Source organism: Pseudomonas sp. R2-60-08W (assembly GCF_003852335.1).
Classification (GTDB): Bacteria; Pseudomonadota; Gammaproteobacteria; order Pseudomonadales; family Pseudomonadaceae; genus Aquipseudomonas.
Map to the genome: position 1 here is coordinate 1,949,816 of NZ_CP027731.1, position 21,379 is coordinate 1,971,194.

Annotated in this window: 12 protein-coding genes, 2 tRNA genes and 3 rRNA genes; 10 read left to right on the forward strand and 7 right to left on the reverse strand. The window is 59.2% G+C overall.

Annotated features, from left to right (window positions below; genetic code table 11):
- The first annotated feature begins 441 nt into the window (after nt 1-441).
- The 6 genes from C4J90_RS08985 (at nt 442) to mrdA (ending at nt 7,826) form a co-directional block, all read left to right on the forward strand.
- Nucleotides 442-1,978, forward strand: a 16S ribosomal RNA gene (locus C4J90_RS08985).
- Nucleotides 1,979-2,100: 122 nt separating this feature from the next.
- Nucleotides 2,101-2,177: transfer RNA gene (locus C4J90_RS08990), tRNA-Ile, on the forward strand.
- Nucleotides 2,178-2,187: 10 nt separating this feature from the next.
- Nucleotides 2,188-2,263, forward strand: a tRNA-Ala gene (locus tag C4J90_RS08995).
- Between the two features lie 239 nt (nt 2,264-2,502).
- Nucleotides 2,503-5,393 (forward strand): 23S ribosomal RNA (locus tag C4J90_RS09000).
- A 165-nt stretch (nt 5,394-5,558) separates the two neighbouring features.
- A 5S ribosomal RNA gene (gene rrf, locus C4J90_RS09005) occupies nt 5,559-5,674 on the forward strand.
- Together the 16S, 23S and 5S rRNA genes with 2 tRNA genes alongside form the textbook arrangement of a ribosomal RNA operon.
- Nucleotides 5,675-5,933: 259 nt before the next feature.
- Nucleotides 5,934-7,826: a penicillin-binding protein 2 gene (gene mrdA / locus C4J90_RS09010; RefSeq protein WP_124362069.1), complete on the forward strand. Its 1,893-nt coding sequence runs from the start codon at nt 5,934-5,936 to the stop codon at nt 7,824-7,826.
- Between the two features lies 1 nt (nt 7,827).
- Here mrdA and C4J90_RS09015 read toward each other — a convergent pair whose 3' ends face one another.
- Nucleotides 7,828-8,229: a GFA family protein gene (locus C4J90_RS09015; RefSeq protein WP_124419645.1), complete on the reverse strand. Its 402-nt coding sequence runs from the start codon at nt 8,227-8,229 to the stop codon at nt 7,828-7,830.
- 99 nt (nt 8,230-8,328) lie between these two features.
- Between C4J90_RS09015 and C4J90_RS09020 the strand changes: the two genes are divergently transcribed.
- A complete protein-coding gene (locus tag C4J90_RS09020) occupies nt 8,329-8,796 on the forward strand; it encodes an SRPBCC family protein (RefSeq protein ID WP_124419646.1) in 468 nt (155 codons plus the stop codon).
- Nucleotides 8,797-8,842: 46 nt separating this feature from the next.
- Here the strand turns inward: C4J90_RS09020 and C4J90_RS09025 are convergent, their stop codons facing one another.
- Nucleotides 8,843-11,044, reverse strand: a complete 2,202-nt coding sequence (locus C4J90_RS09025; protein WP_124419647.1) for a TonB-dependent siderophore receptor — start codon at nt 11,042-11,044, stop codon at nt 8,843-8,845.
- A gap of 207 nt (nt 11,045-11,251) precedes the next feature.
- Between C4J90_RS09025 and C4J90_RS09030 the strand changes: the two genes are divergently transcribed.
- The 3 genes from C4J90_RS09030 to C4J90_RS09040 all read left to right on the forward strand — a co-directional run bounded on the left by C4J90_RS09030 (nt 11,252) and on the right by C4J90_RS09040 (nt 15,014).
- On the forward strand, nt 11,252-13,609 hold the full coding sequence (locus C4J90_RS09030; protein ID WP_124419648.1) for a DNA polymerase II: 2,358 nt from the start codon (nt 11,252-11,254) through the stop codon (nt 13,607-13,609).
- A 48-nt stretch (nt 13,610-13,657) separates the two neighbouring features.
- On the forward strand, nt 13,658-14,290 hold the full coding sequence (locus C4J90_RS09035; RefSeq protein ID WP_124362074.1) for a glutathione S-transferase N-terminal domain-containing protein: 633 nt from the start codon (nt 13,658-13,660) through the stop codon (nt 14,288-14,290).
- A 151-nt stretch (nt 14,291-14,441) separates the two neighbouring features.
- The gene (locus tag C4J90_RS09040) at nt 14,442-15,014 is read left to right on the forward strand and encodes a DUF4174 domain-containing protein (protein ID WP_124366507.1); all 573 of its coding nucleotides are present in this window, start codon (nt 14,442-14,444) and stop codon (nt 15,012-15,014) included.
- A gap of 146 nt (nt 15,015-15,160) precedes the next feature.
- Here C4J90_RS09040 and C4J90_RS09045 read toward each other — a convergent pair whose 3' ends face one another.
- Genes C4J90_RS09045 through C4J90_RS09065 form a run of 5 tightly spaced genes read right to left on the reverse strand, consistent with a single transcriptional unit; the run spans nt 15,161 to nt 21,377 of the window.
- Nucleotides 15,161-16,204, reverse strand: coding sequence for an acyltransferase family protein (locus C4J90_RS09045; protein WP_124362076.1), 1,044 nt, complete (start codon nt 16,202-16,204; stop codon nt 15,161-15,163).
- 22 nt (nt 16,205-16,226) lie between these two features.
- Nucleotides 16,227-17,636, reverse strand: coding sequence for a murein biosynthesis integral membrane protein MurJ (murJ, locus tag C4J90_RS09050; protein ID WP_124419649.1), 1,410 nt, complete (start codon nt 17,634-17,636; stop codon nt 16,227-16,229).
- Nucleotides 17,636-19,069 carry an O-antigen ligase gene (locus tag C4J90_RS09055; protein WP_124419650.1) on the reverse strand — a complete coding sequence of 478 codons (1,434 nt, stop codon included), beginning with the start codon at nt 19,067-19,069 and terminating at the stop codon, nt 17,636-17,638. Before C4J90_RS09055 ends, murJ begins: the two co-directional genes overlap by 1 nt.
- On the reverse strand, nt 19,066-20,169 hold the full coding sequence (locus C4J90_RS09060; RefSeq protein ID WP_124419651.1) for a glycosyltransferase family 1 protein: 1,104 nt from the start codon (nt 20,167-20,169) through the stop codon (nt 19,066-19,068). Before C4J90_RS09060 ends, C4J90_RS09055 begins: the two co-directional genes overlap by 4 nt.
- A complete protein-coding gene (locus C4J90_RS09065) occupies nt 20,160-21,377 on the reverse strand; it encodes a glycosyltransferase family 4 protein (protein ID WP_124419652.1) in 1,218 nt (405 codons plus the stop codon). The genes C4J90_RS09060 and C4J90_RS09065 overlap by 10 nt, the downstream gene beginning before the upstream one ends.
- Between the last annotated feature and the right edge of the window lie 2 nt (nt 21,378-21,379).

Here is a 21,379-nt window from a genome sequence, read left to right on the forward strand (position 1 = left end):
GGCGCAGTCGAAACGGAAAACTCCTTGTTAAACAATGAGTTAAGTAAGTTTTGACAGTAAGTTGCTTCAGTTCATCGAAGCCAAAAGGAAGTTGAAAAAGAGGTGTTGACAGCAGCGTGTAACGCTGTAGAATTCGCCTCCCGCTTACGAGAGATCGCAAGCGCAAGTGGTTGAAGTTGTTGAAGAAATCTTCGAAGGCTTCTGAAAATAACCGCTTGACAGCAAATGAGGCTGCTGTAGAATGCGCGCCTCGGTTGAGACGAATAGCTCTTAACCAACCGCTCTTTAACAACTGAATCAAGCAATTCGTGTGGGTGCTTGTGGAGTCAGACTGATAGTCAACAAGATTATCAGCATCACAAGTTACTCCGCGAGAAATCAAAGATGTAACCAACGATTGCTGAGCCAAGTTTAGGGTTTCTTAAAAACCCAAAGATGTTTGAACTGAAGAGTTTGATCATGGCTCAGATTGAACGCTGGCGGCAGGCCTAACACATGCAAGTCGAGCGGTAGAGAGAAGCTTGCTTCTCTTGAGAGCGGCGGACGGGTGAGTAATGCCTAGGAATCTGCCTGGTAGTGGGGGATAACGTTCGGAAACGGACGCTAATACCGCATACGTCCTACGGGAGAAAGCAGGGGACCTTCGGGCCTTGCGCTATCAGATGAGCCTAGGTCGGATTAGCTAGTTGGTGAGGTAATGGCTCACCAAGGCGACGATCCGTAACTGGTCTGAGAGGATGATCAGTCACACTGGAACTGAGACACGGTCCAGACTCCTACGGGAGGCAGCAGTGGGGAATATTGGACAATGGGCGAAAGCCTGATCCAGCCATGCCGCGTGTGTGAAGAAGGTCTTCGGATTGTAAAGCACTTTAAGTTGGGAGGAAGGGCAGTTACCTAATACGTGATTGTTTTGACGTTACCGACAGAATAAGCACCGGCTAACTCTGTGCCAGCAGCCGCGGTAATACAGAGGGTGCAAGCGTTAATCGGAATTACTGGGCGTAAAGCGCGCGTAGGTGGTTTGTTAAGTTGGATGTGAAATCCCCGGGCTCAACCTGGGAACTGCATTCAAAACTGACTGACTAGAGTGTGGTAGAGGGTGGTGGAATTTCCTGTGTAGCGGTGAAATGCGTAGATATAGGAAGGAACACCAGTGGCGAAGGCGACCACCTGGACCAACACTGACACTGAGGTGCGAAAGCGTGGGGAGCAAACAGGATTAGATACCCTGGTAGTCCACGCCGTAAACGATGTCAACTAGCCGTTGGGAGCCTTGAGCTCTTAGTGGCGCAGCTAACGCATTAAGTTGACCGCCTGGGGAGTACGGCCGCAAGGTTAAAACTCAAATGAATTGACGGGGGCCCGCACAAGCGGTGGAGCATGTGGTTTAATTCGAAGCAACGCGAAGAACCTTACCAGGCCTTGACATCCAATGAACTTTCCAGAGATGGATTGGTGCCTTCGGGAGCATTGAGACAGGTGCTGCATGGCTGTCGTCAGCTCGTGTCGTGAGATGTTGGGTTAAGTCCCGTAACGAGCGCAACCCTTGTCCTTAGTTACCAGCACGTAATGGTGGGCACTCTAAGGAGACTGCCGGTGACAAACCGGAGGAAGGTGGGGATGACGTCAAGTCATCATGGCCCTTACGGCCTGGGCTACACACGTGCTACAATGGTCGGTACAGAGGGTTGCCAAGCCGCGAGGTGGAGCTAATCCCAGAAAACCGATCGTAGTCCGGATCGCAGTCTGCAACTCGACTGCGTGAAGTCGGAATCGCTAGTAATCGCGAATCAGAATGTCGCGGTGAATACGTTCCCGGGCCTTGTACACACCGCCCGTCACACCATGGGAGTGGGTTGCACCAGAAGTAGCTAGTCTAACCTTCGGGAGGACGGTTACCACGGTGTGATTCATGACTGGGGTGAAGTCGTAACAAGGTAGCCGTAGGGGAACCTGCGGCTGGATCACCTCCTTAATCGACGACATCAGCTGCTCCATAAGTTCCCACACGAATTGCTTGATTCATTGAAGAAGACGATAGAAGCAGCTTTAAGCTCCAAGCTGATAGCTCTTAGCTAATCAGTTGCGCTCAAAATTGGGTCTGTAGCTCAGTTGGTTAGAGCGCACCCCTGATAAGGGTGAGGTCGGCAGTTCGAATCTGCCCAGACCCACCAATTTTGTTATGGGGCCATAGCTCAGCTGGGAGAGCGCCTGCCTTGCACGCAGGAGGTCAACGGTTCGATCCCGTTTGGCTCCACCATTAACTGTTTCTGCTGTTAGAGTTTAGAAATGAGTATTCCGCTGTGAATATTGATTTCTAGTCTTTGATTAGATCGTTCTTTAAAAATTTAGGTATGTGATAGAAAGATAGACTGAACGTTACTTTCACTGGTAACGGCTCAGGCTAAGGTAAAATTTGTGAGTCGCTCTTAATTGAGTATGATCGAATTTTCGGCGAATGTTGTCTTCACAGTATAACCAGATTGCTTGGGGTTATATGGTCAAGTGAAGAAGCGCATACGGTGGATGCCTTGGCAGTCAGAGGCGATGAAAGACGTGGTAGCCTGCGAAAAGCTTCGGGGAGTCGGCAAACAGACTTTGATCCGGAGATGTCTGAATGGGGGAACCCAGCCATCATAAGATGGTTACCTTACACTGAATACATAGGTGTATGGAGCGAACCAGGGGAACTGAAACATCTAAGTACCCTGAGGAAAAGAAATCAACCGAGATTCCCTTAGTAGTGGCGAGCGAACGGGGACTAGCCCTTAAGTGGCTTTGAGATTAGCGGAACGCTCTGGAAAGTGCGGCCATAGTGGGTGATAGCCCTGTACGCGAAAATCTCTTAGTCATGAAATCGAGTAGGACGGAGCACGAGAAACTTTGTCTGAATATGGGGGGACCATCCTCCAAGGCTAAATACTACTGACTGACCGATAGTGAACTAGTACCGTGAGGGAAAGGCGAAAAGAACCCCGGAGAGGGGAGTGAAATAGATCCTGAAACCGTATGCGTACAAGCAGTGGGAGCCTACTTGTTAGGTGACTGCGTACCTTTTGTATAATGGGTCAGCGACTTATTTTCAGTGGCGAGCTTAACCGAATAGGGGAGGCGTAGCGAAAGCGAGTCTTAATAGGGCGTCTAGTCGCTGGGAATAGACCCGAAACCGGGCGATCTATCCATGGGCAGGTTGAAGGTTGGGTAACACTAACTGGAGGACCGAACCGACTACCGTTGAAAAGTTAGCGGATGACCTGTGGATCGGAGTGAAAGGCTAATCAAGCTCGGAGATAGCTGGTTCTCCTCGAAAGCTATTTAGGTAGCGCCTCATGTATCACTGTAGGGGGTAGAGCACTGTTTCGGCTAGGGGGTCATCCCGACTTACCAAACCGATGCAAACTCCGAATACCTACAAGTGCCGAGCATGGGAGACACACGGCGGGTGCTAACGTCCGTCGTGAAAAGGGAAACAACCCAGACCGTCAGCTAAGGTCCCAAAGTTATGGTTAAGTGGGAAACGATGTGGGAAGGCTTAGACAGCTAGGAGGTTGGCTTAGAAGCAGCCACCCTTTAAAGAAAGCGTAATAGCTCACTAGTCGAGTCGGCCTGCGCGGAAGATGTAACGGGGCTCAAACCATACACCGAAGCTACGGGTATCACGTAAGTGATGCGGTAGAGGAGCGTTCTGTAAGCCTGTGAAGGTGAGTTGAGAAGCTTGCTGGAGGTATCAGAAGTGCGAATGCTGACATGAGTAACGACAATGGGTGTGAAAAACACCCACGCCGAAAGACCAAGGTTTCCTGCGCAACGTTAATCGACGCAGGGTTAGTCGGTCCCTAAGGCGAGGCTGAAAAGCGTAGTCGATGGAAAACAGGTTAATATTCCTGTACTTCTGGTTATTGCGATGGAGGGACGGAGAAGGCTAGGCCAGCTTGGCGTTGGTTGTCCAAGTTTAAGGTGGTAGGCTGGAATCTTAGGTAAATCCGGGATTCTAAGGCCGAGAGCTGATGACGAGTTGTCTTTTAGACGACGAAGTGGTTGATGCCATGCTTCCAAGAAAAGCTTCTAAGCTTCAGGTAACCAGGAACCGTACCCCAAACCGACACAGGTGGTTGGGTAGAGAATACCAAGGCGCTTGAGAGAACTCGGGTGAAGGAACTAGGCAAAATGGCACCGTAACTTCGGGAGAAGGTGCGCCGGTGAGGGTGAAGGACTTGCTCCGTAAGCTCATGCCGGTCGAAGATACCAGGCCGCTGCGACTGTTTATTAAAAACACAGCACTCTGCAAACACGAAAGTGGACGTATAGGGTGTGACGCCTGCCCGGTGCCGGAAGGTTAATTGATGGGGTTAGCTAACGCGAAGCTCTTGATCGAAGCCCCGGTAAACGGCGGCCGTAACTATAACGGTCCTAAGGTAGCGAAATTCCTTGTCGGGTAAGTTCCGACCTGCACGAATGGCGTAACGATGGCGGCGCTGTCTCCACCCGAGACTCAGTGAAATTGAAATCGCTGTGAAGATGCAGTGTATCCGCGGCTAGACGGAAAGACCCCGTGAACCTTTACTATAGCTTTGCACTGGACTTTGAATTTGCTTGTGTAGGATAGGTGGGAGGCTTTGAAGCGTGGACGCCAGTTCGCGTGGAGCCAACCTTGAAATACCACCCTGGCAACTTTGAGGTTCTAACTCAGGTCCGTTATCCGGATCGAGGACAGTGTATGGTGGGTAGTTTGACTGGGGCGGTCTCCTCCTAAAGAGTAACGGAGGAGTACGAAGGTGCGCTCAGACCGGTCGGAAATCGGTCGTAGAGTATAAAGGCAAAAGCGCGCTTGACTGCGAGACAGACACGTCGAGCAGGTACGAAAGTAGGTCTTAGTGATCCGGTGGTTCTGTATGGAAGGGCCATCGCTCAACGGATAAAAGGTACTCCGGGGATAACAGGCTGATACCGCCCAAGAGTTCATATCGACGGCGGTGTTTGGCACCTCGATGTCGGCTCATCACATCCTGGGGCTGAAGCCGGTCCCAAGGGTATGGCTGTTCGCCATTTAAAGTGGTACGCGAGCTGGGTTTAGAACGTCGTGAGACAGTTCGGTCCCTATCTGCCGTGGACGTTTGAGATTTGAGAGGGGCTGCTCCTAGTACGAGAGGACCGGAGTGGACGAACCTCTGGTGTTCCGGTTGTCACGCCAGTGGCATTGCCGGGTAGCTATGTTCGGAATAGATAACCGCTGAAAGCATCTAAGCGGGAAACTAGCCTCAAGATGAGATCTCACTGGGACCTTGAGTCCCCTGAAGGGCCGTCGAAGACTACGACGTTGATAGGTTGGGTGTGTAAGCGCTGTGAGGCGTTGAGCTAACCAATACTAATTGCCCGTGAGGCTTGACCATATAACACCCAAGCAATTTGCGTCGGCTCTTTAATCCAGAGCAACCAGATTGCGGTGTGTGAAGACGCAATGAACCGAAAGTTCGAGGCTCACAAAACACCGACTTCTATCCCATACCCAATTTGCTGAAGCGAGGCCATCTGGCCACGACTCAGTACCCGAATTTCTTGACGACCATAGAGCATTGGAACCACCTGATCCCATCCCGAACTCAGCAGTGAAACGATGCATCGCCGATGGTAGTGTGGGGTTTCCCCATGTGAGAGTAGGTCATCGTCAAGATTAAATTCCAGAACCCCATTTGCGAAAGCAGGTGGGGTTTTGTTTTGGGCGGTCAAAAAGACGACGGCGCTCCCAATGCACACCATCACAGCGCGTTCGCCGCCCTTGCCTCACTTTCTCAATGATGAAATAACTCGCCGTTAAGGGAAATCGATGCAAAGTGTTTCTGCATTTTTGGTATGGTGCAGCACATTTTCACAAGGATTGACCCTTATCCGCAGGACGCGGCGTCGACCTTTTTCAACGAGATGCTGTAGAAATGCCTGAACCGATACCCATCAAGGACCACGAAAAAGAACACCGTCTGGTCAACAAACGTTTGCTCGCCTGTGCACTCCTGGTGATTGGCATCACCTGCGCCCTGGTGGGGCGCATGTACTTCCTGCAGGTCGTGCAATACGACTATCACGCCACCATTTCTGAAAACAATCGCGTTCACGTGCTGCCCATCACCCCTACGCGCGGCTTGATCTATGATCGCAACGGTGTGGTCCTGGCTGACAACCGACCCAGCTACAACCTGACCATTACTCGCGAACGCACCACCGACCTCAAGGGAGAGTTGGACGCGATCGTCAGTCTGTTGCACCTGCCCGCCGAAGATCGTGCCGTGTTCGACAAAGCGCTCAAGCAGGCCCGCCATCCGTTCGTTCCTGTCACGCTGTTTTACGAGCTGACCGAAGAGCAAATTGCCGTTCTGGCCGTCAACGAGTTCCGTCTACCGGGTGTAGACGTTGAACCTCAGTTCGTCCGCCACTACCCGCTGGGTGCGCACTTCGCTCACTCCATCGGCTATGTCGGACGAATCAACGAGAAAGAATCCAAGGCCCTCGATTCGGTGGAATACCGCGGCACCCAGTCTATTGGCAAAACCGGTATCGAACGCTTCTACGAGTCTGAACTGCATGGCCACGTGGGTTATGAAGAAGTCGAAACCAACGCCCAAGGGCGGGTATTGCGCGTGCTCAAGCACACGGACCCTATCCCCGGCAAAAACATTGTCCTGAGCCTCGACGTCAAGCTTCAGGAAGCCGCCGAAGAAGCCCTGGGTGACCGCCGTGGCTCGGTGGTTGCCCTGGACCCGCAAACCGGTGAAGTGCTGGCCATGGTCAGCAAACCGAGTTTCGACCCGAACCTGTTCGTTACCGGTATCAGCTTCAAGGAATATGCCGCGCTGCATGATTCCATCGATCGCCCGCTGTTCAACCGCGTGCTGCGCGGGCTGTATGCGCCCGGTTCAACCATCAAGCCTGAAGTGGCCATCGCAGGGCTCGACAGCGGCGTTGTCACCCCGCAAACCCGCGTGTTTGATCCCGGTTACTACCAGTTGCCGGACTTCGATCACAAATACCGCAACTGGAATCACAGTGGCGACGGTTGGGTAGACATGGACGCCGCCATCATGCGTTCCAATGACACCTACTTCTATGACCTGGCCCACAAGCTCGGCATCGATCGGCTGCATGATTACCTGGCTGAATTCGGCCTGGGTCAGAAGGTGTCCTTGGACATGTTCGAAGAATCCGCCGGCCTGATGCCTTCCCAGGCCTGGAAACGCGCGACACGTCGCCAGCCCTGGTTCCCGGGCGAAACCGTGATCCTGGGTATCGGCCAGGGTTATATGCAAGTCACGCCGCTGCAACTGGCCCAAGCCACTGCGCTGATCGCCAATAAGGGTGTATGGAACCGCCCGCACCTGGCCAAGACCATCAACGGCGTGCCCCCGGTGGATGAGAATCCGATGCCCAACGTAGTGCTCAAGGATCCGCGTGATTGGGAACAGGTCAACCACGGCATGCAATTGGTAATGCACGACCCGCGCGGTATCGCTCGGGCCGCCGCGCAGGGTGCCCAATATCGCATCGCCGGCAAGAGCGGTACCGCCCAGGTGGTGGCGATCAAGCAGGGTGAGCGTTACAACCGCAATAAGACCCTCGAGCGTCACCGCGACAACGCCTTGTTTGTTGGCTTTGCGCCAGCCGAACACCCCAAGATCGTAATTTCAGTGATGATTGAAAACGGTGAGGCCGGTGGCCGTGTAGCCGGCCCGGTGGTGCGACAGATCATGGACGCCTGGCTGCTCGACCAGGAGGGGCACCTGAAGCCCCAATATGCGACGCCGGCCAAAGCGCCCGGCGATCCGCACGTTTAAGTCACACCTGCCATTCGCCCCAGCGCTCTATGTCGTCATAAGCGAGCCAGGGCACATCATGGGCTGTCCAGATATGCGCGGTGGGCCTGACGCCCGGATCATCGTCCAGCGTCGCCACCCGCACGATGACGTGAGGCTGGTGCGCGCGTTCGGCGATCAAATGCGAGCCACAGCGCGAACAGAAATGGCGCCGTTTGCCTGGCGATGACTCAAACGACGACAGCAATTCTTCACCGTGCGTCCAGCGAAAGTGCTCGCGCATCACCCCGGCCGTGGCGACAAACACTGCCGCATGCGCCTTGCGACAGCTGGCGCAATGGCAGTGACTGATGGGCATGTCCAAACGCTCCACCCGATAGCACACACCTTTACACAAGCAACTTCCATTCAACGGTTCAGTCATAACTTATGGCCAGGTCAAGGATGGGGTCATCATCATTGCGCATAACCAAAGGTTGCGCATTGGTCGATGTCGCCTAGTGTTCAATGGAGGAGGTGACTTATGCACGTATTAGATCGCATCGAACGGAAAGTCCTGCTCAACGCATCGCGTAAACACGTCTGGGAAGCGCTCACGAACGCCGAACAATTTGGCGAGTGGTTCGGTATTGCCCTCAAGGAAAAAACCTTTGTTGCCGGAGAAACCATCGAAGCGCCGATCACCTACCCAGGCTACGAACATGTGGTGTGGAAGGCCAGGATCGAACGTATTCTGCCGCAAACCCTGTTTTCCTTCTGGTGGCATCCCTTCGCGGTAGAGAAAGACGTCGACTATGACCAGGAAACCCCGACGCTGGTGGAGTTCACCATCGAGGACCGCGCGCCGGGCATTCTGTTGCGGGTGGTCGAGTCCGGTTTCGACAAGGTGCCCCAGGCCAGGCGCCTGAAAGCGTTCAAGATGAACTCCCGTGGCTGGGACGAGCAAATGGGCAATATCGAAAGCTATCTGGACAAGGCCCGGCGAGCCTGACGCGAACGGGCATCATGGCGGATGCCCAGCGTCAGCCACCGTGGTGTTAGAAATCGATCGTCGCCGACAGCTTCGCCACCCGCGGATCACCCTGGCTGAGGAAACCGCCCTGGGCCGATTCCCAGTATTTTTCGTTGGCAACGTTCTCCACCGTCGCACCGAGCGTCACTTCACGCTTGTCCAGCGCAAAAGTGTAGCGCGCACCCACGTCGAAGCGGTTCCAGGCCGGCAGGCTCAGGTTGTTCGCCGCGTCGGCATATTGGCCGCCGGTGCGCAGCATGCGACCATTGAGGCTCACGCCTTGCAGGCCGGGCACGTCCCAATCCACGCCGGCGTTGAGCTGGAATGAAGGCACACCAATGGCGCGGTTGCCGTCGTTGGCACCGTTGAGGGTGCCCTTGAGTTCCGTCTTCATCAGGGTCACCCCACCCAACAGGCGCAGGCCGCTCATCGGTTCGCCGAACATGTTCAGCTCAACGCCCTTGTTGATCTGCTGGCCTTCACGCACATAGCGCGCCGTGGTTGCATCGATCACTTCGGCGTAACCCGCGCCAGGCTGCTCGATCCGGTACACACCGAGGGTTGCGCCATAGCTACCCATGTCGACTTTGACACCCGCTTCGATCTGCTTGGAGCGCGCGGGGGCATAGGCCTGCCCGCCGCCGATGATCGTCCGGTCGCCGGATTTGAGCGGCGAGGTCGGGCCCTGGGCCAGGCCCTCGATGCGGTTGGCGTACAGAGACACATGCTCCCACGGCTTGAACACGATGCCGTAGACCGGCGTGGTGATCGATTCGTCATAGTTGGCCGTGCGCGTACCGCTCATGTAGTTGTAACCCTGCACCACCATTTGCTGGCGACGCGCGCCCAGCGTCACCAACAAACGGTCATCGAACAAGCCAAACGTGTCGGATACTGCTGCGCTGCGCACGAAGGTCTTGTCGGTAACGGTCGGGTCGCTGAAGTCGGTGCCAGGGGTGTTGCGCGGCGTATTGAGCGTAGGGGGCGCGCCGGTCACCGGGTTGTAAATGTTAGTCGTGCTGGGTGAGCCGTTGAACACATAAGCGTTGCGCGCCTGGGTCCAAATGCCGGCGAGGCCGATGTTGAGTCGATGGCTCACCGGGCCGGTCTGAAATTTGCCGTTCAAGCCGGCCATCAGACTGGTGTTGTCTTCCTCGTGCGCGATGGTCGAGCGGCTGGAGGTGGCATTGCCCAGGTTATCGGTCAGGGTAATCGAAGAATATCGGCCCATTTCTCGGCTGTGTTTGATGCCGCCTGCGGCGTAAGCCGTCCAGTTTTCATTCAGGTCGTACTCGGCGCGCAGCATGCCCAAGGTGTCCTCAAGGTTGGTGCTGCTCCAGCTGGGTGCATAGTTGGTATCCGCCGAAGGTGCATCCGGAACCTGGGTCGCGGTGCCCAGGAACACCGAGTTTCGTCCGCCATTGATGCGCTGCTTTTGATACACAAAATCCCCCGACAGGCGCAACGCGTCACCACGGTAATCCAGGCCGACCGCGAACAGTTTTGAACGCTGGTTTTCGTCGTCGATGCCGGTATCGCCTTCGCGCTGGGACAGGTTGACCCGAGCGCCAAACCGCTCGTCTTCACCAAACCGCTGGCCGATGTCCAGATGCTCGCCCACCCGGCCATCGCTGCTGATGTCCGTGCTGAATCGCCGCAGCGGCACGTCACCGGCGCGCTTGGGTTGCAGGTTCACACCGCCGCCGATCCCCGAACCGCCTGGCGTGACGCCGTTGATGAACGCGTTGGGCCCCTTGAACACTTCCACGCGTTCCAGCGCGTCAGTAGACATGATCTGCCGTGGCAGGATGCCGTACAAACCGTTGTAGGAAATGTCGTCGCCATTCAACGGTAAGCCTCGGATCATGAACGTCTGGGCCTGGTTGGCAAACCCCGAGGCCTGGCGCACGGACGAGTCATTGAGCAGCACGTCGGCGAGGGTTTCCGCCTGCTGGTCGCGAATCAATTGCTCGGTGTAGGAGGACATGCTGAATGGCACGTCCATGATGTCCTGGTTACCCAGTACACCCAGTTGGCCACCGCGCGCCACTTGTCCGCCGGCATACACCGCAGGCAACGCGTCGGGCGCCGGGGCTTGGGCATCGATGCGCGTCGCATCCAGTTCCAGCGTGTTACCCGTATCTGCATGCGCAGCAACGCTCAGCGAGCAGCAAAGGGCGAGCAGGGTGGGGCGAAAGGGCGCAGCAAGTCGGGCACAGAGGGGCATGATCGATCCTGACGGCGAACCGTCAACTATGAACAAGGGGGGGCAACACGATGCGCTTCCTCCTTGCGCGGATACGACTCCGGTGCAAATGATAGTGATTGTTATTAATGCAGTGCAACAAATTTGTGAGATCACAGTTAACCTGCCGCGTTTGCCCGGATGCCGAGTAGAATCACGCCCTGAAAGCGATTCCTGAGGTGCGGTACGGTGGATTTACAGCAGGGGTTTGTCCTGACCCGGCATTGGCGCGACACCCCGGCGGGTACGGAGGTCAGCTTCTGGTTGGCGACCGACCAAGGGCCACGGTGTATTCGCCTACCCGTGCAAACCTCGGTGGTGTTCATTCCCGAAGCCCATCGCAAGCCGCTGGACTGGCTGCTCAAGGGCGAGCGCGATATCGAATTGCGTGGGTTGCAGTTGTGCGACTTCCATCATCGACCGGTCCTGGGTCTCTACGCCCGGCAGCACCGCCAGATAATGGATATCGAAAAGCGCCTGCGCGCTGCCGGGGTGGATGTCTACGAAGGCGATGTGCGCCCACCCGAGCGCTACATGATGGAACGGTTCATCACCGCGCCTGTGTGGTTCGGCGGCACGCCGGATGCCAGCGGCACGTTGCTCGATGCGCAGATGAAGCCCGCTGCCGATTACCGACCGACCCTGAAACTGGTATCCCTCGATATTGAAACCACCGCCCAGGGTGACCTGTATTCCATCGCGCTCGAAGGGTGTGGCGAGCGCCAGGTGTACATGCTCGGTCCGCCCAACAAAGCCTGCGCGGTGGATTTCAAGCTCGACTATTGCGACACCCGTGCCCAACTGCTCGAACGCCTCAACCAATGGCTGGCCACCCACGATCCGGATGCGATCATCGGTTGGAATGTGGTGCAGTTCGATCTGCGCGTGCTCCACGAACATGCCCAGCGCCTGAATGTGCCGCTGCTGCTGGGGCGGGGCGGTGAAACCATGGCCTGGCGCGAACATGGCAGCCGCAATCATTACTTCGCTGCGGCAGCGGGCCGGTTGATCATCGACGGCATCGAAGCCCTGCGTTCAGCGACGTGGAGTTTCGAGTCGTTCAGCCTGGAGAATGTCGCGCAAACCCTGCTGGGTGAAGGCAAGGACATCTCCACGCCGTACCAGCGCATGGACGAAATCAACCGCATGTTCGCCGAGGACAAGCCCGCCCTGGCGCGCTACAACCTCAAGGACTGCGAGTTGGTCACGCGGATTTTCGAGAAGACCGAACTGCTCAAGTTCCTGCTCGAGCGCGCCAGCGTTACCGGGCTGCCTGCCGACCGCAATGGTGGTTCCGTCGCGGCGTTCACCCACCTCTACATGCCGTTAATGCACCGCCAGGGCTTTGTCGCGCCGAACCTCGGCGACAAGCCGCCCCAGGCCAGCCCCGGCGGGTTTGTCATGGACTCGCGCCCAGGTCTGTATGAGTCGGTGCTGGTGCTGGACTACAAGAGCCTGTACCCGTCGATCATCCGCAGTTTTCTGATCGACCCGGTGGGCTTGATCGAAGGCCTCAAGCACCCCGACGACAGCGACTCGGTGGAAGGCTTTCGCGGTGCGCGTTTCTCCCGCACCCGGCATTGCCTGCCGTCCATCGTCACACGGGTGTCCGAAGGCCGCGAAGTGGCCAAGCGCGAACACAATGCACCGCTGTCCCAAGCCCTGAAGATCATCATGAACGCCTTCTACGGCGTGCTCGGTTCCAGCGGTTGCCGGTTCTTCGATACCCGGCTGGCGTCCTCGATCACAATGCGCGGGCACCAGATCATGCGCCAGACCCGCGAGCTGGTGGAGGCCCAGGGTTATGAAGTGATCTACGGCGACACCGACTCCACTTTCGTCTGGCTCGGCGGCGCTCACTCTCTTGAGGACGCCAGCCGCATCGGCCAGGCGCTGGTGCAGCACGTCAACGACTGGTGGCGCAGCCATCTGCACACGGAATACGGTTTGCAAAGCGCCCTGGAGCTGCAATACGAAACCCATTTCAGCCGCTTCCTGATGCCGACCATTCGCGGCGCGGAGGAGGGCAGCAAGAAGCGCTACGCCGGCCTGGTGGTGCGCGCCGATGGTAGCGAAGAGATGGTCTACAAGGGCCTGGAAACCGTGCGCAGTGACTGGTCGCCTTTGGCCCGGCAATTCCAGCAGGAGCTCTACCGGCGCATCTTCCATCGCCAGCCCCATCAGGATTATGTACGCGACTATGTGCGCCGCACCTTGAGCGGCGAACTCGACGAGCTGTTGATCTACCGCAAGCGCCTGCGCCGACCCTTGCATGACTACGAACGCAACGTCCCGCCCCATGTGCGCGCCGCACGCCTGGCCGACGAATACAACGACCGCCTCGGGCGCCCGCGCCAGTACCAGCGCGGCGGCTGGATCCGCTATGTGATCAGCGTCAATGGCCCGCAGCCGCTGGAAGTGCAGCAAGCGCCTATCGACTACGATCATTATGTGACGCGCCAATTGCAGCCCGTGGCTGACGCCATCCTGCCGTTCGTGAACGATGATTTCGCCACCCTGGTGGGCGGGCAGATGGGCCTGTTCTAGGCAATCGGCCACAATCCCCGTTACACCTGAAGCTTAGGAGGAACGCCCATGTACACACTCTATGGTACCGACGAATCCGGCTCCTGCATGATCGAGATTGCGCTGCAGCGCTGCGGCGTGCCGTGGCATCGCGTGGATGCCAGCTCCTGGCATGAAGGCGAGGGCAGCGAAGCCCTCGCACGCATCAACCCGCTCAAACAGATCCCCACCCTGGTCACCCCCGATGGCCAGGTGCTGACCGAAAGCGCCGCCATCCTGATCCACCTGGGCCTGGAGTTTCCCGACGCGAACCTGCTGGCCGGCAACCGCGCGCAGATCCTGCGCGGCCTGCTGTACATCGCGGCCAATTGCTATTCGGCCATCGGCATCATCGACTATCCGCAACGCTGGCTGGGCGACGCCGGTGAAAGCCTGCAAACGCAACTGACCACCGGCACGCGGCGTTATCTGCATCAGGCCTGGGTGGTGTTCGCCGATCAGTTTGCCGACCAGTTGTTTACGCCCGACAACGTACCCAATGCACTGGGCATCATGGCGGCGGCGGTGTCGCGCTGGGACGAGGGGCGCGAGGTACTCCGCAGCCTGGCGCCGGGCTTTGCCCACGCCCTGGAGCGCGTGGATGCCGACCCGGTCGTGGCGCCCGTGTTCGCCCGGCATTGGCCGCAGTGGCAGGTCTCGTAATCAGAAGAAACAATGCCCCGCCGCCCGCCAATCCCTTGCGGCGCGGGCATCCTGACCTACGCTTCTCAATGTGGCGTAGGAATCATCCTTGAATTTGACTGTCGCAGACATGAAACTCAAGAACCCTGCATGGAATTCAAAGGAGGTGCGCATGCTCATCCGGTCGCTGACCCTGGCTACCTTGATGGCTTTTACGGGGCCGTTGTTGGCTGCTGATGATAATCCGCTCAAGCTGGAGATGGGCAAAACCCGCCCTCTGGTGGTGGTGGAACTCGATGCGGGTAACCCGACGTTGGCCACGCTCAGGAAACAACTGGAAGAGCCTGCCACCAAGCAGTCCTTCGAAGAGCGCAGCATGGTGTTCTACACCGTGAAGTTCGGCAGCATCGGCGCCGAGGGCGAGAAGTTCGCCAAGGACCCCAAGGACAGCAAAAAGCTCACCCCGCCTGAAACCAATGCACTGATCCGCGCCCTCAAGCTCGGTGTCGGCAGCGGCACCAAGGTGATCCTGATCGGCAAGGATGGCGAGAAGAAACTCGAGAAGACCGTGCCGCCCGATAGCCTTGATCTCAAAGAGTTCTTCAGTGCCATCGACCAGATGCCGATGGCCGAGAAAGAAGCGGCGGCGGCGCCGGAACCTGCGCCCGTAGCACCTGCACCGGCCAAGGGCGCCAAACCGGTCAAACCCGGCAGCAAGCCGGCGCCGCAACCCCTCGACGATTGAATACATAACCCTGTAGGAGCGAGCTTGCTCGCGAAGAACTCAGGGCCACCACGTTTATCCAGAATGAGCGCGGTGCCTGGGGGTTTTTCGCGAGCAAGCTCGCTCCTACATCAGGGCTAGCCGCTGCACGTCAGCTAGACGCGCAATCAAGGCTTTGGCGCTTTACGCACCGGAAACGGAAAGTAGAAAAACCGCAGGAAGGCCACCCGCTTGATCACTTCCCCGATCAGCAACGGCACCACCACCGCCACCACGAAACCCACGCACGCGGCCATGAACGGATGCAAACCCAGGCGCTCCATCAGGTCGAAGGTCTTGTGCTGGATCTCGCCGTGGAAGATCAACAGGATCAAGGTGGATTGGCCGATGTAGGTCATCGCCCGTGTCAGCAGGGGCGACACCATCAACACCCGCGCCAGCGCCCAGCACAGGTACACACCGATCACCGCCAGCAGGCTGGTCCACAACCAGTGGTCGTAGCGACGTTGCGCCAGGTCCATGGTGTCGTGGCTGTAGAGGAACACGGCGGCGAACAGCACCAGCGAAATCAGCAGGGTCAGCAGCGAGCCTTCGTGCCGGCGCAGCCAATCACGCAGCAGGTAGCCGTACATGAAGTAGGTGCTGCTGATCAGGGTCACGTCGAGGCTGAAGGGCAGGCCGGGCAACGTCCATGTTTGTTCGCCGAGGGTAACCGGCACTTGCCAGAACCACTTCAACATCCAGATGCCGAGCAATAGTTGCGCGCCGATCAGCAGGCAAGCGGCCAGCAACGGCAGCTTCAGGCGCTGAATCAGCCGCAGCATCAACCAACTGAACAGGATCGCCACCCAGAAGTGCGGCAAGAACCACAACGCCTGCCACGGGATGGTGTCCACGGAGGCGTACAGCACGCCGCCGATATCCCCCAGCAACGGTTGCCCGCGCAGCACATCGCGCACGATCACATACACCAGCATGGTGAAGAAGAACGGCTTGAGCAGACCATCGGCCTTGCGCACCGCCATCTCCACGAATGGCTGCTCGGGCTTGAAGAACACCCCGGACAAAAAGAAGAACAACGGCAGTACGAACGACGCCAGGATCGGGTACATCAAGTCCAGCGAGGTGGCGACAAACCAGCTGTGGCCATACACGATAATCAGGATGCCAATGCCCTTGGCGATGTCCATTTGAATCCAACGATGCTTCATGTGAGTCTTCCCGAACGATCATTCACGCCTTGCGCCACGGCGTCAGCCACAGCCCCATACCCAGCAACACCACGGCGCCTGCCAGGGTGCTCAGCCCCACTTGCAGCCACACGTCTTCGATTCGAAACAACACCAGCGCCGCCAGCCCCATCAGCACCGTACTGAGCAGCCATTGCCGGGCCCAGGGCAGGGCGCCGAGCAACGCCTGGCGCTGCATCAGCAGCAGCGCGGTGCAGATCACCCCCGACAGTGCCGCCAGTGGAATGCCGGCCAGGCCAAACGCAAACGGCAATACGCCCAGCAGCAACACATTGACCAGGCTGCCGAGCAGTTCGCAGCGCAGCGGCTGGCGCGTGTCGCCGGCGGCGTAGGCGTAGCGCGCGAGCAGGGCGTTCCAGGCACCGAATACCAGCGGCACGGCAAACCAGGCGAGCAACAGCGGCAGTGGCGAGTCTGCCGATTGTGCGGGCAGCAGCAGCGCGACCAGGCTCGGCGCCGCCGCCACCAGGCCGACGCCGGCCGGCAAGGTCAGCACGCTGGCGGTTTCCAGGCCGCGCTTGAGCAGGGCCAGGCGTTCATCGCCCTGGCGTCGGCTCATCATGCCCAGCAGCACTTGATTGAGGCTCATCAGCGCAATCAAGGGCAGGTTCATCAGCTTGCGTGCCAGGTTGACCCAGGTCACCGCGCCTTCCCCCAGCAGCGACGCCACCAGGCGCTCGATCAACGCCAGGCCCTGGCTGGCGCCATTGCTGAGTAACAAGGGGCCGATACGTTGGCCCAACTCCCGCAAGGGCTCGAGCGACAGCTGCACGTGCCACGGCCGCCAGCCCAGACGCCAGAGCGCCGGCAGCAGCGCCAGCGGCATCAAGCCACTGCCGACCAGGCACGCCAGCGCGAGGTTGTGCGGCTGGCTGGCGGTGCCTGCCAAGGCGAGGTACGCCACCGGCGGCAGGTTGAACAGCAGCGAGCCCAAGCCCGCCAGCACAAAGCGCTCGCTGGCCTGCAAGGGCACACTGAACAGCGCATGCAGCAGCAGGCCCGGCACGCACCACGCCACGATCTGCAGATTGCCGCCGGCCAGGGCCGTGGCGCTGGCCGCCAACCCCGGGCCGAGCAGTTGCACCAGCCAAGGCGCCAATAGCATCAGCAGCAGGCTGGTGACCAGCGCAATCAACAGCAACGCCGGGAACAATACGGCCAGCCAGTCCAGGCGTTCGCTGTCCTTTCGTTGCAGATACAGCGGCAACGCGGCGGCGCTCAACACGCCGCCGGCCAGCGACATGCGCAGCGCCTCGGGTAAGAACAGCGCGATCAGGAACGCATCACTGCGCTCCCCCGCGCCCCAGGCCGCCACCAGCAACCACTCGCGCGCAAACCCCAGGCACAGGCCCAGCAGGGTCGCCACGGTCAGCCATACGGCAGAACCCAGCATCAGGGCCGCGCGCCATCAAGCATCGGCTTGCGAAACGCCAACGCCTTGACCTGGGGCAGGCGCGCCGGGAACAAGCGCCGCGCCTCCAGCACGTTAATCCCCACCATCAGCCAGAACAGCGCGACCATCACCACGGCAAAGCTGAAGTAGTGGTCAAACAAACCGCTGACCAGCGCCGACAGAATCCCGGCGGTGCTGCCCAGCCAAAGCGCGTTGTCCTTGGTCAGGCGGATCGGGCCCTTTTGCGGCCGGGCTTCACGCCACCAGCGCACAGTGACTGCAATAAACAACAGCATGCCGACAACGCCGGTCTTGTAGATGAAGTTCAGCCACAGGTTGGAGATCCCCAGCAAGTGCGTGCCCGGTACCGGCGGGTCGACTTTGAAACCGATGCCGAACGGGTACGCCGCCACGGCCTGCGGGAACATGCGGTATTCGTCGAAACGCACCTCGGTGCTGGCGTTGCTTGAGGAGAAGATAGTCGCCAGGCGTTCCTGCAGCGGCGGATAAGCCATCACCAACGCCACGGTCAACGCCGCGCCGATCATCAGTAAACGTCCGGTGTAAGGCACGCGCCGCGTGGCCAGCCACATCAGCACCAGCGCCAGGCTGACCATCGCCCCGCGGCTGCTGGCCAGCAGCAACGCCGCCGCACCCAGGCACGCCACGCTCAGGCCCAGTGCGCGTTTCCAACCTTGTTCGGTCATGCCGTAGCAGAACGCCAACGGCAGCAGCAGTGCCATGATTCCGCCAATGGCATTCGGGTGCATCCACGGCGAGCCCATGCGTGACGACATGGCTTCCAGGCCGAATTTCAATGTGTCGAAGTTGCCATAGTTGAGCAGTGCCAGGATCGGCGCAATCCCCGCCCCGGAGCGTGTGCGCACGAACACCGCAATCGACATCACCAGCATCGCCAGGGTGCCTAGCAGCAGGGCGATCACCAGGCTTTCGCGGTGTTTGTAGTCCACCAGCAGCTTGGCCGTGAGAAATACTCCCGAGAGGTTCAGCAACCAACGCAGCCAGTTGGCCACGCCGCTGCTTTCGGCGTGGATGCTGACCTGGCCGACGATAAACGGGAACACGCTGAACAGCATCAGCCACAGCAGCATCTGGTCGGTGGGGCGAAGCGCCAGGCGCGGCGCGTCCGGCAGGCGCGACAGAAAGCCGTGCCACAGCACCGCGCCCCAGGTCAGCGCAAGAATGGCTTCGCTCACCGTACTGCGGATGCCCAGATTAAGCGTGGAGTAGGGCATGAAGGTCGCGACCAGGGCGAACAGCAGCAAGCCCCAGAAGGGAAAGCGCAGGATGGTCACGGCCGCCGCCAGGCCGATCACGGCGAGAAACGCCTTGGCCGGTGACAGCGCCAGGGCGACCACACCGAACAGCACGCCGAAGAGGATCGCGACGAGGCTTGCCAGGGAGAGTCTCATTTCAGTTCCTCGATCAGTTCGGCCAGGCGCTGGCGATAGGCGTGTTGGTTAAAGCGTTCGGCCCATCGGCGGTGGTGTTCGGGCGTGGCTTCATCGGCGCGCTCACCCAGCTTCAGCATCAACTGGACCAACGCGGGGCCATCGGTGGGTGAAAAGCGCGGCGCCGACGGCGGGGTGATTTCGTCCAGCGAGGTGCCGCTGGCCACGGCGACCGGGGTGCCGACGCTCAACGCTTCAATCACCGGCAAACCAAAACCTTCCGCGTAGGACGGTTGCCACACGCGTGACGCCTGGCGGTACAGCGCCTGCAACTCGGCGTCGGAGACGCCACTCAACGCATGAATCCCCGGCAGTTGGCGCTGGGCTTCGGGCAAGTGCTCAAGGCTGCCCACCAGGACCAGTTCCGGCACGCTAGGAGAGTCGCGCCGCGCCTGTTGCCAGGCATCCACCAGGAACGGCACGTTCTTGCGCAGTTCACGGGTGCCGACCAGCAGCCAGAAGCCTGTGGGCAATTGGCGCGCGGACACGTCGGCTGGCGGTTCGTTGAAACCCTCCACTTGATTGGGCAGGACGCGAACCTTGCCTGCCGCCTTTGGAAACAACCGCACGGTTTCGTCGGCACTGTACTGGGAAGGCGTCCACACCCGGTCGGCGCTGCGCACCGCGTAGGCAATCGACAGGCGATCGGTGGTCTTGTACACCAGCGCCTTCAGGCGGCTGGCGTGGTAGTTGTCCAGGGTGATCTGAAACAGGTCGTGCAGCAGCACCACGGTACGCAACCCTTGAGGCTTGGGCGGTAACGGCAGGCCCATATTGAAGGTGCTGATGTACAGATCGATGTGCTGTTCGCGCAGCGCGCGGGGTAAAAAACCGGCTTCGAAGCGCAGGCGATTCTGTGGCTGGTGCATCGCCGTTTTCGCGCAGCCCCAGGCCGGGCAGTGTGCCTGCAAGCGGGTTCGATCGCCCAGGGGCGCGACGGTAAATCGCTCCAGTTCGATGTCCGGCAGGCTGCGCAGAGCGCTTTCCAGCGCATACACCTGGCGGCTGATGCCCGATTGCGGTGAGGTGCCGACGGTGCGGTAATCCAGGCCTACACGCATGCGGGCTCCTTTTGATTGAGCGGCGAAAGGGTGGCGTACACCTGCTCCAGTTGGCTGGCAGCAACGCTCCAGTCATGGGCTCGCCGCGCATAGGCGCGGCCGGCTTCACCCATGGGCGCGGCGGCTTCGGGAGCGTGCAGCAGGCGCACCACGGCGTCGGCCAGGCCGACGGCAGTTTGCCCGCCCAGATAATCCAGGCCCTCGACCAGGTCCAGGCCCGACACGCCCTGTTCGGTACTGGCCAGCGGCAGGCCGGCGGCCAACGCTTCGAGCACTTTGAGCTTGGAACCGCCGCCATGGCGCAACGGCGCGAGAAACACCGAACAGCTCGATTGCAGATTCAACAGGTTTGGCACAAAGCCCTGCCACTCGATGCGCGGGTCCGGCCAGCGTTCGCGCCAACCGTCGGGCATGCCGAAGCCGCACACGCTCATGCGCGCCTCGGGGCAGCGCTCCCAGACTTTCGGCAGGATTTCATCCAGGGCCCATTCGATGGCATCCACATTGGGGGCGTATTCATAGTTGCCGAGGAACAGCACGCGGCGGGTCGAGGGGTCAGGGCGGGCGCCGGCGAAGTGATCGCAATCAACACCGTTGACCACCACCGGCACCGGTTTGCCGGCGATGTTTTCCAGCACCTGTGCATCGCTGTCGGTGACGGCCACCACTTGGCTGGCCTGGCGCATCACGCGACGCTCCCAGCGCGTGTAGCGCCATTGGTCGTAGCGAATGAACGGCAGCGCCCAACGCGGCAAACGGTCGTACGTCGCTGCGCCGAGCGCCGACTCAACGTTATGTTCAGTCAACACGAAGGGTTGGGATTTGCGCGCCAGGGCATCTTCGTAAGGTTGGAAGGTATAGGTGTGCTCGATCTGCACCACGTCCCAATGTTCGTTGAGCAGTTGGTTGAACCTGTCTTGCAAGGCCCCCGACAGGCCATTCACGCTGGCCAGCAGCGGGTAGGGCGCAAACAGCCCGGCCAGCAGGGTTTTCAGGCTGCGCAGTGGCCGACGCGGCAGGATGATCAACTGCTCGAGAAAGCCTTCCAGCACTTGGCGATCGCTCAGCGACACCGGGTGCTTGTCATGCAAAAGCAATGTGATCCGGTGCCCACGCGCCGCCAGGCTGCGCAGCAGGTGGAACTGGCGCGTCTTGCCGCCGCTGGTGGCAGGCCAGGGCGAATAGGGCAGGATCCATAAAATGCGCATGG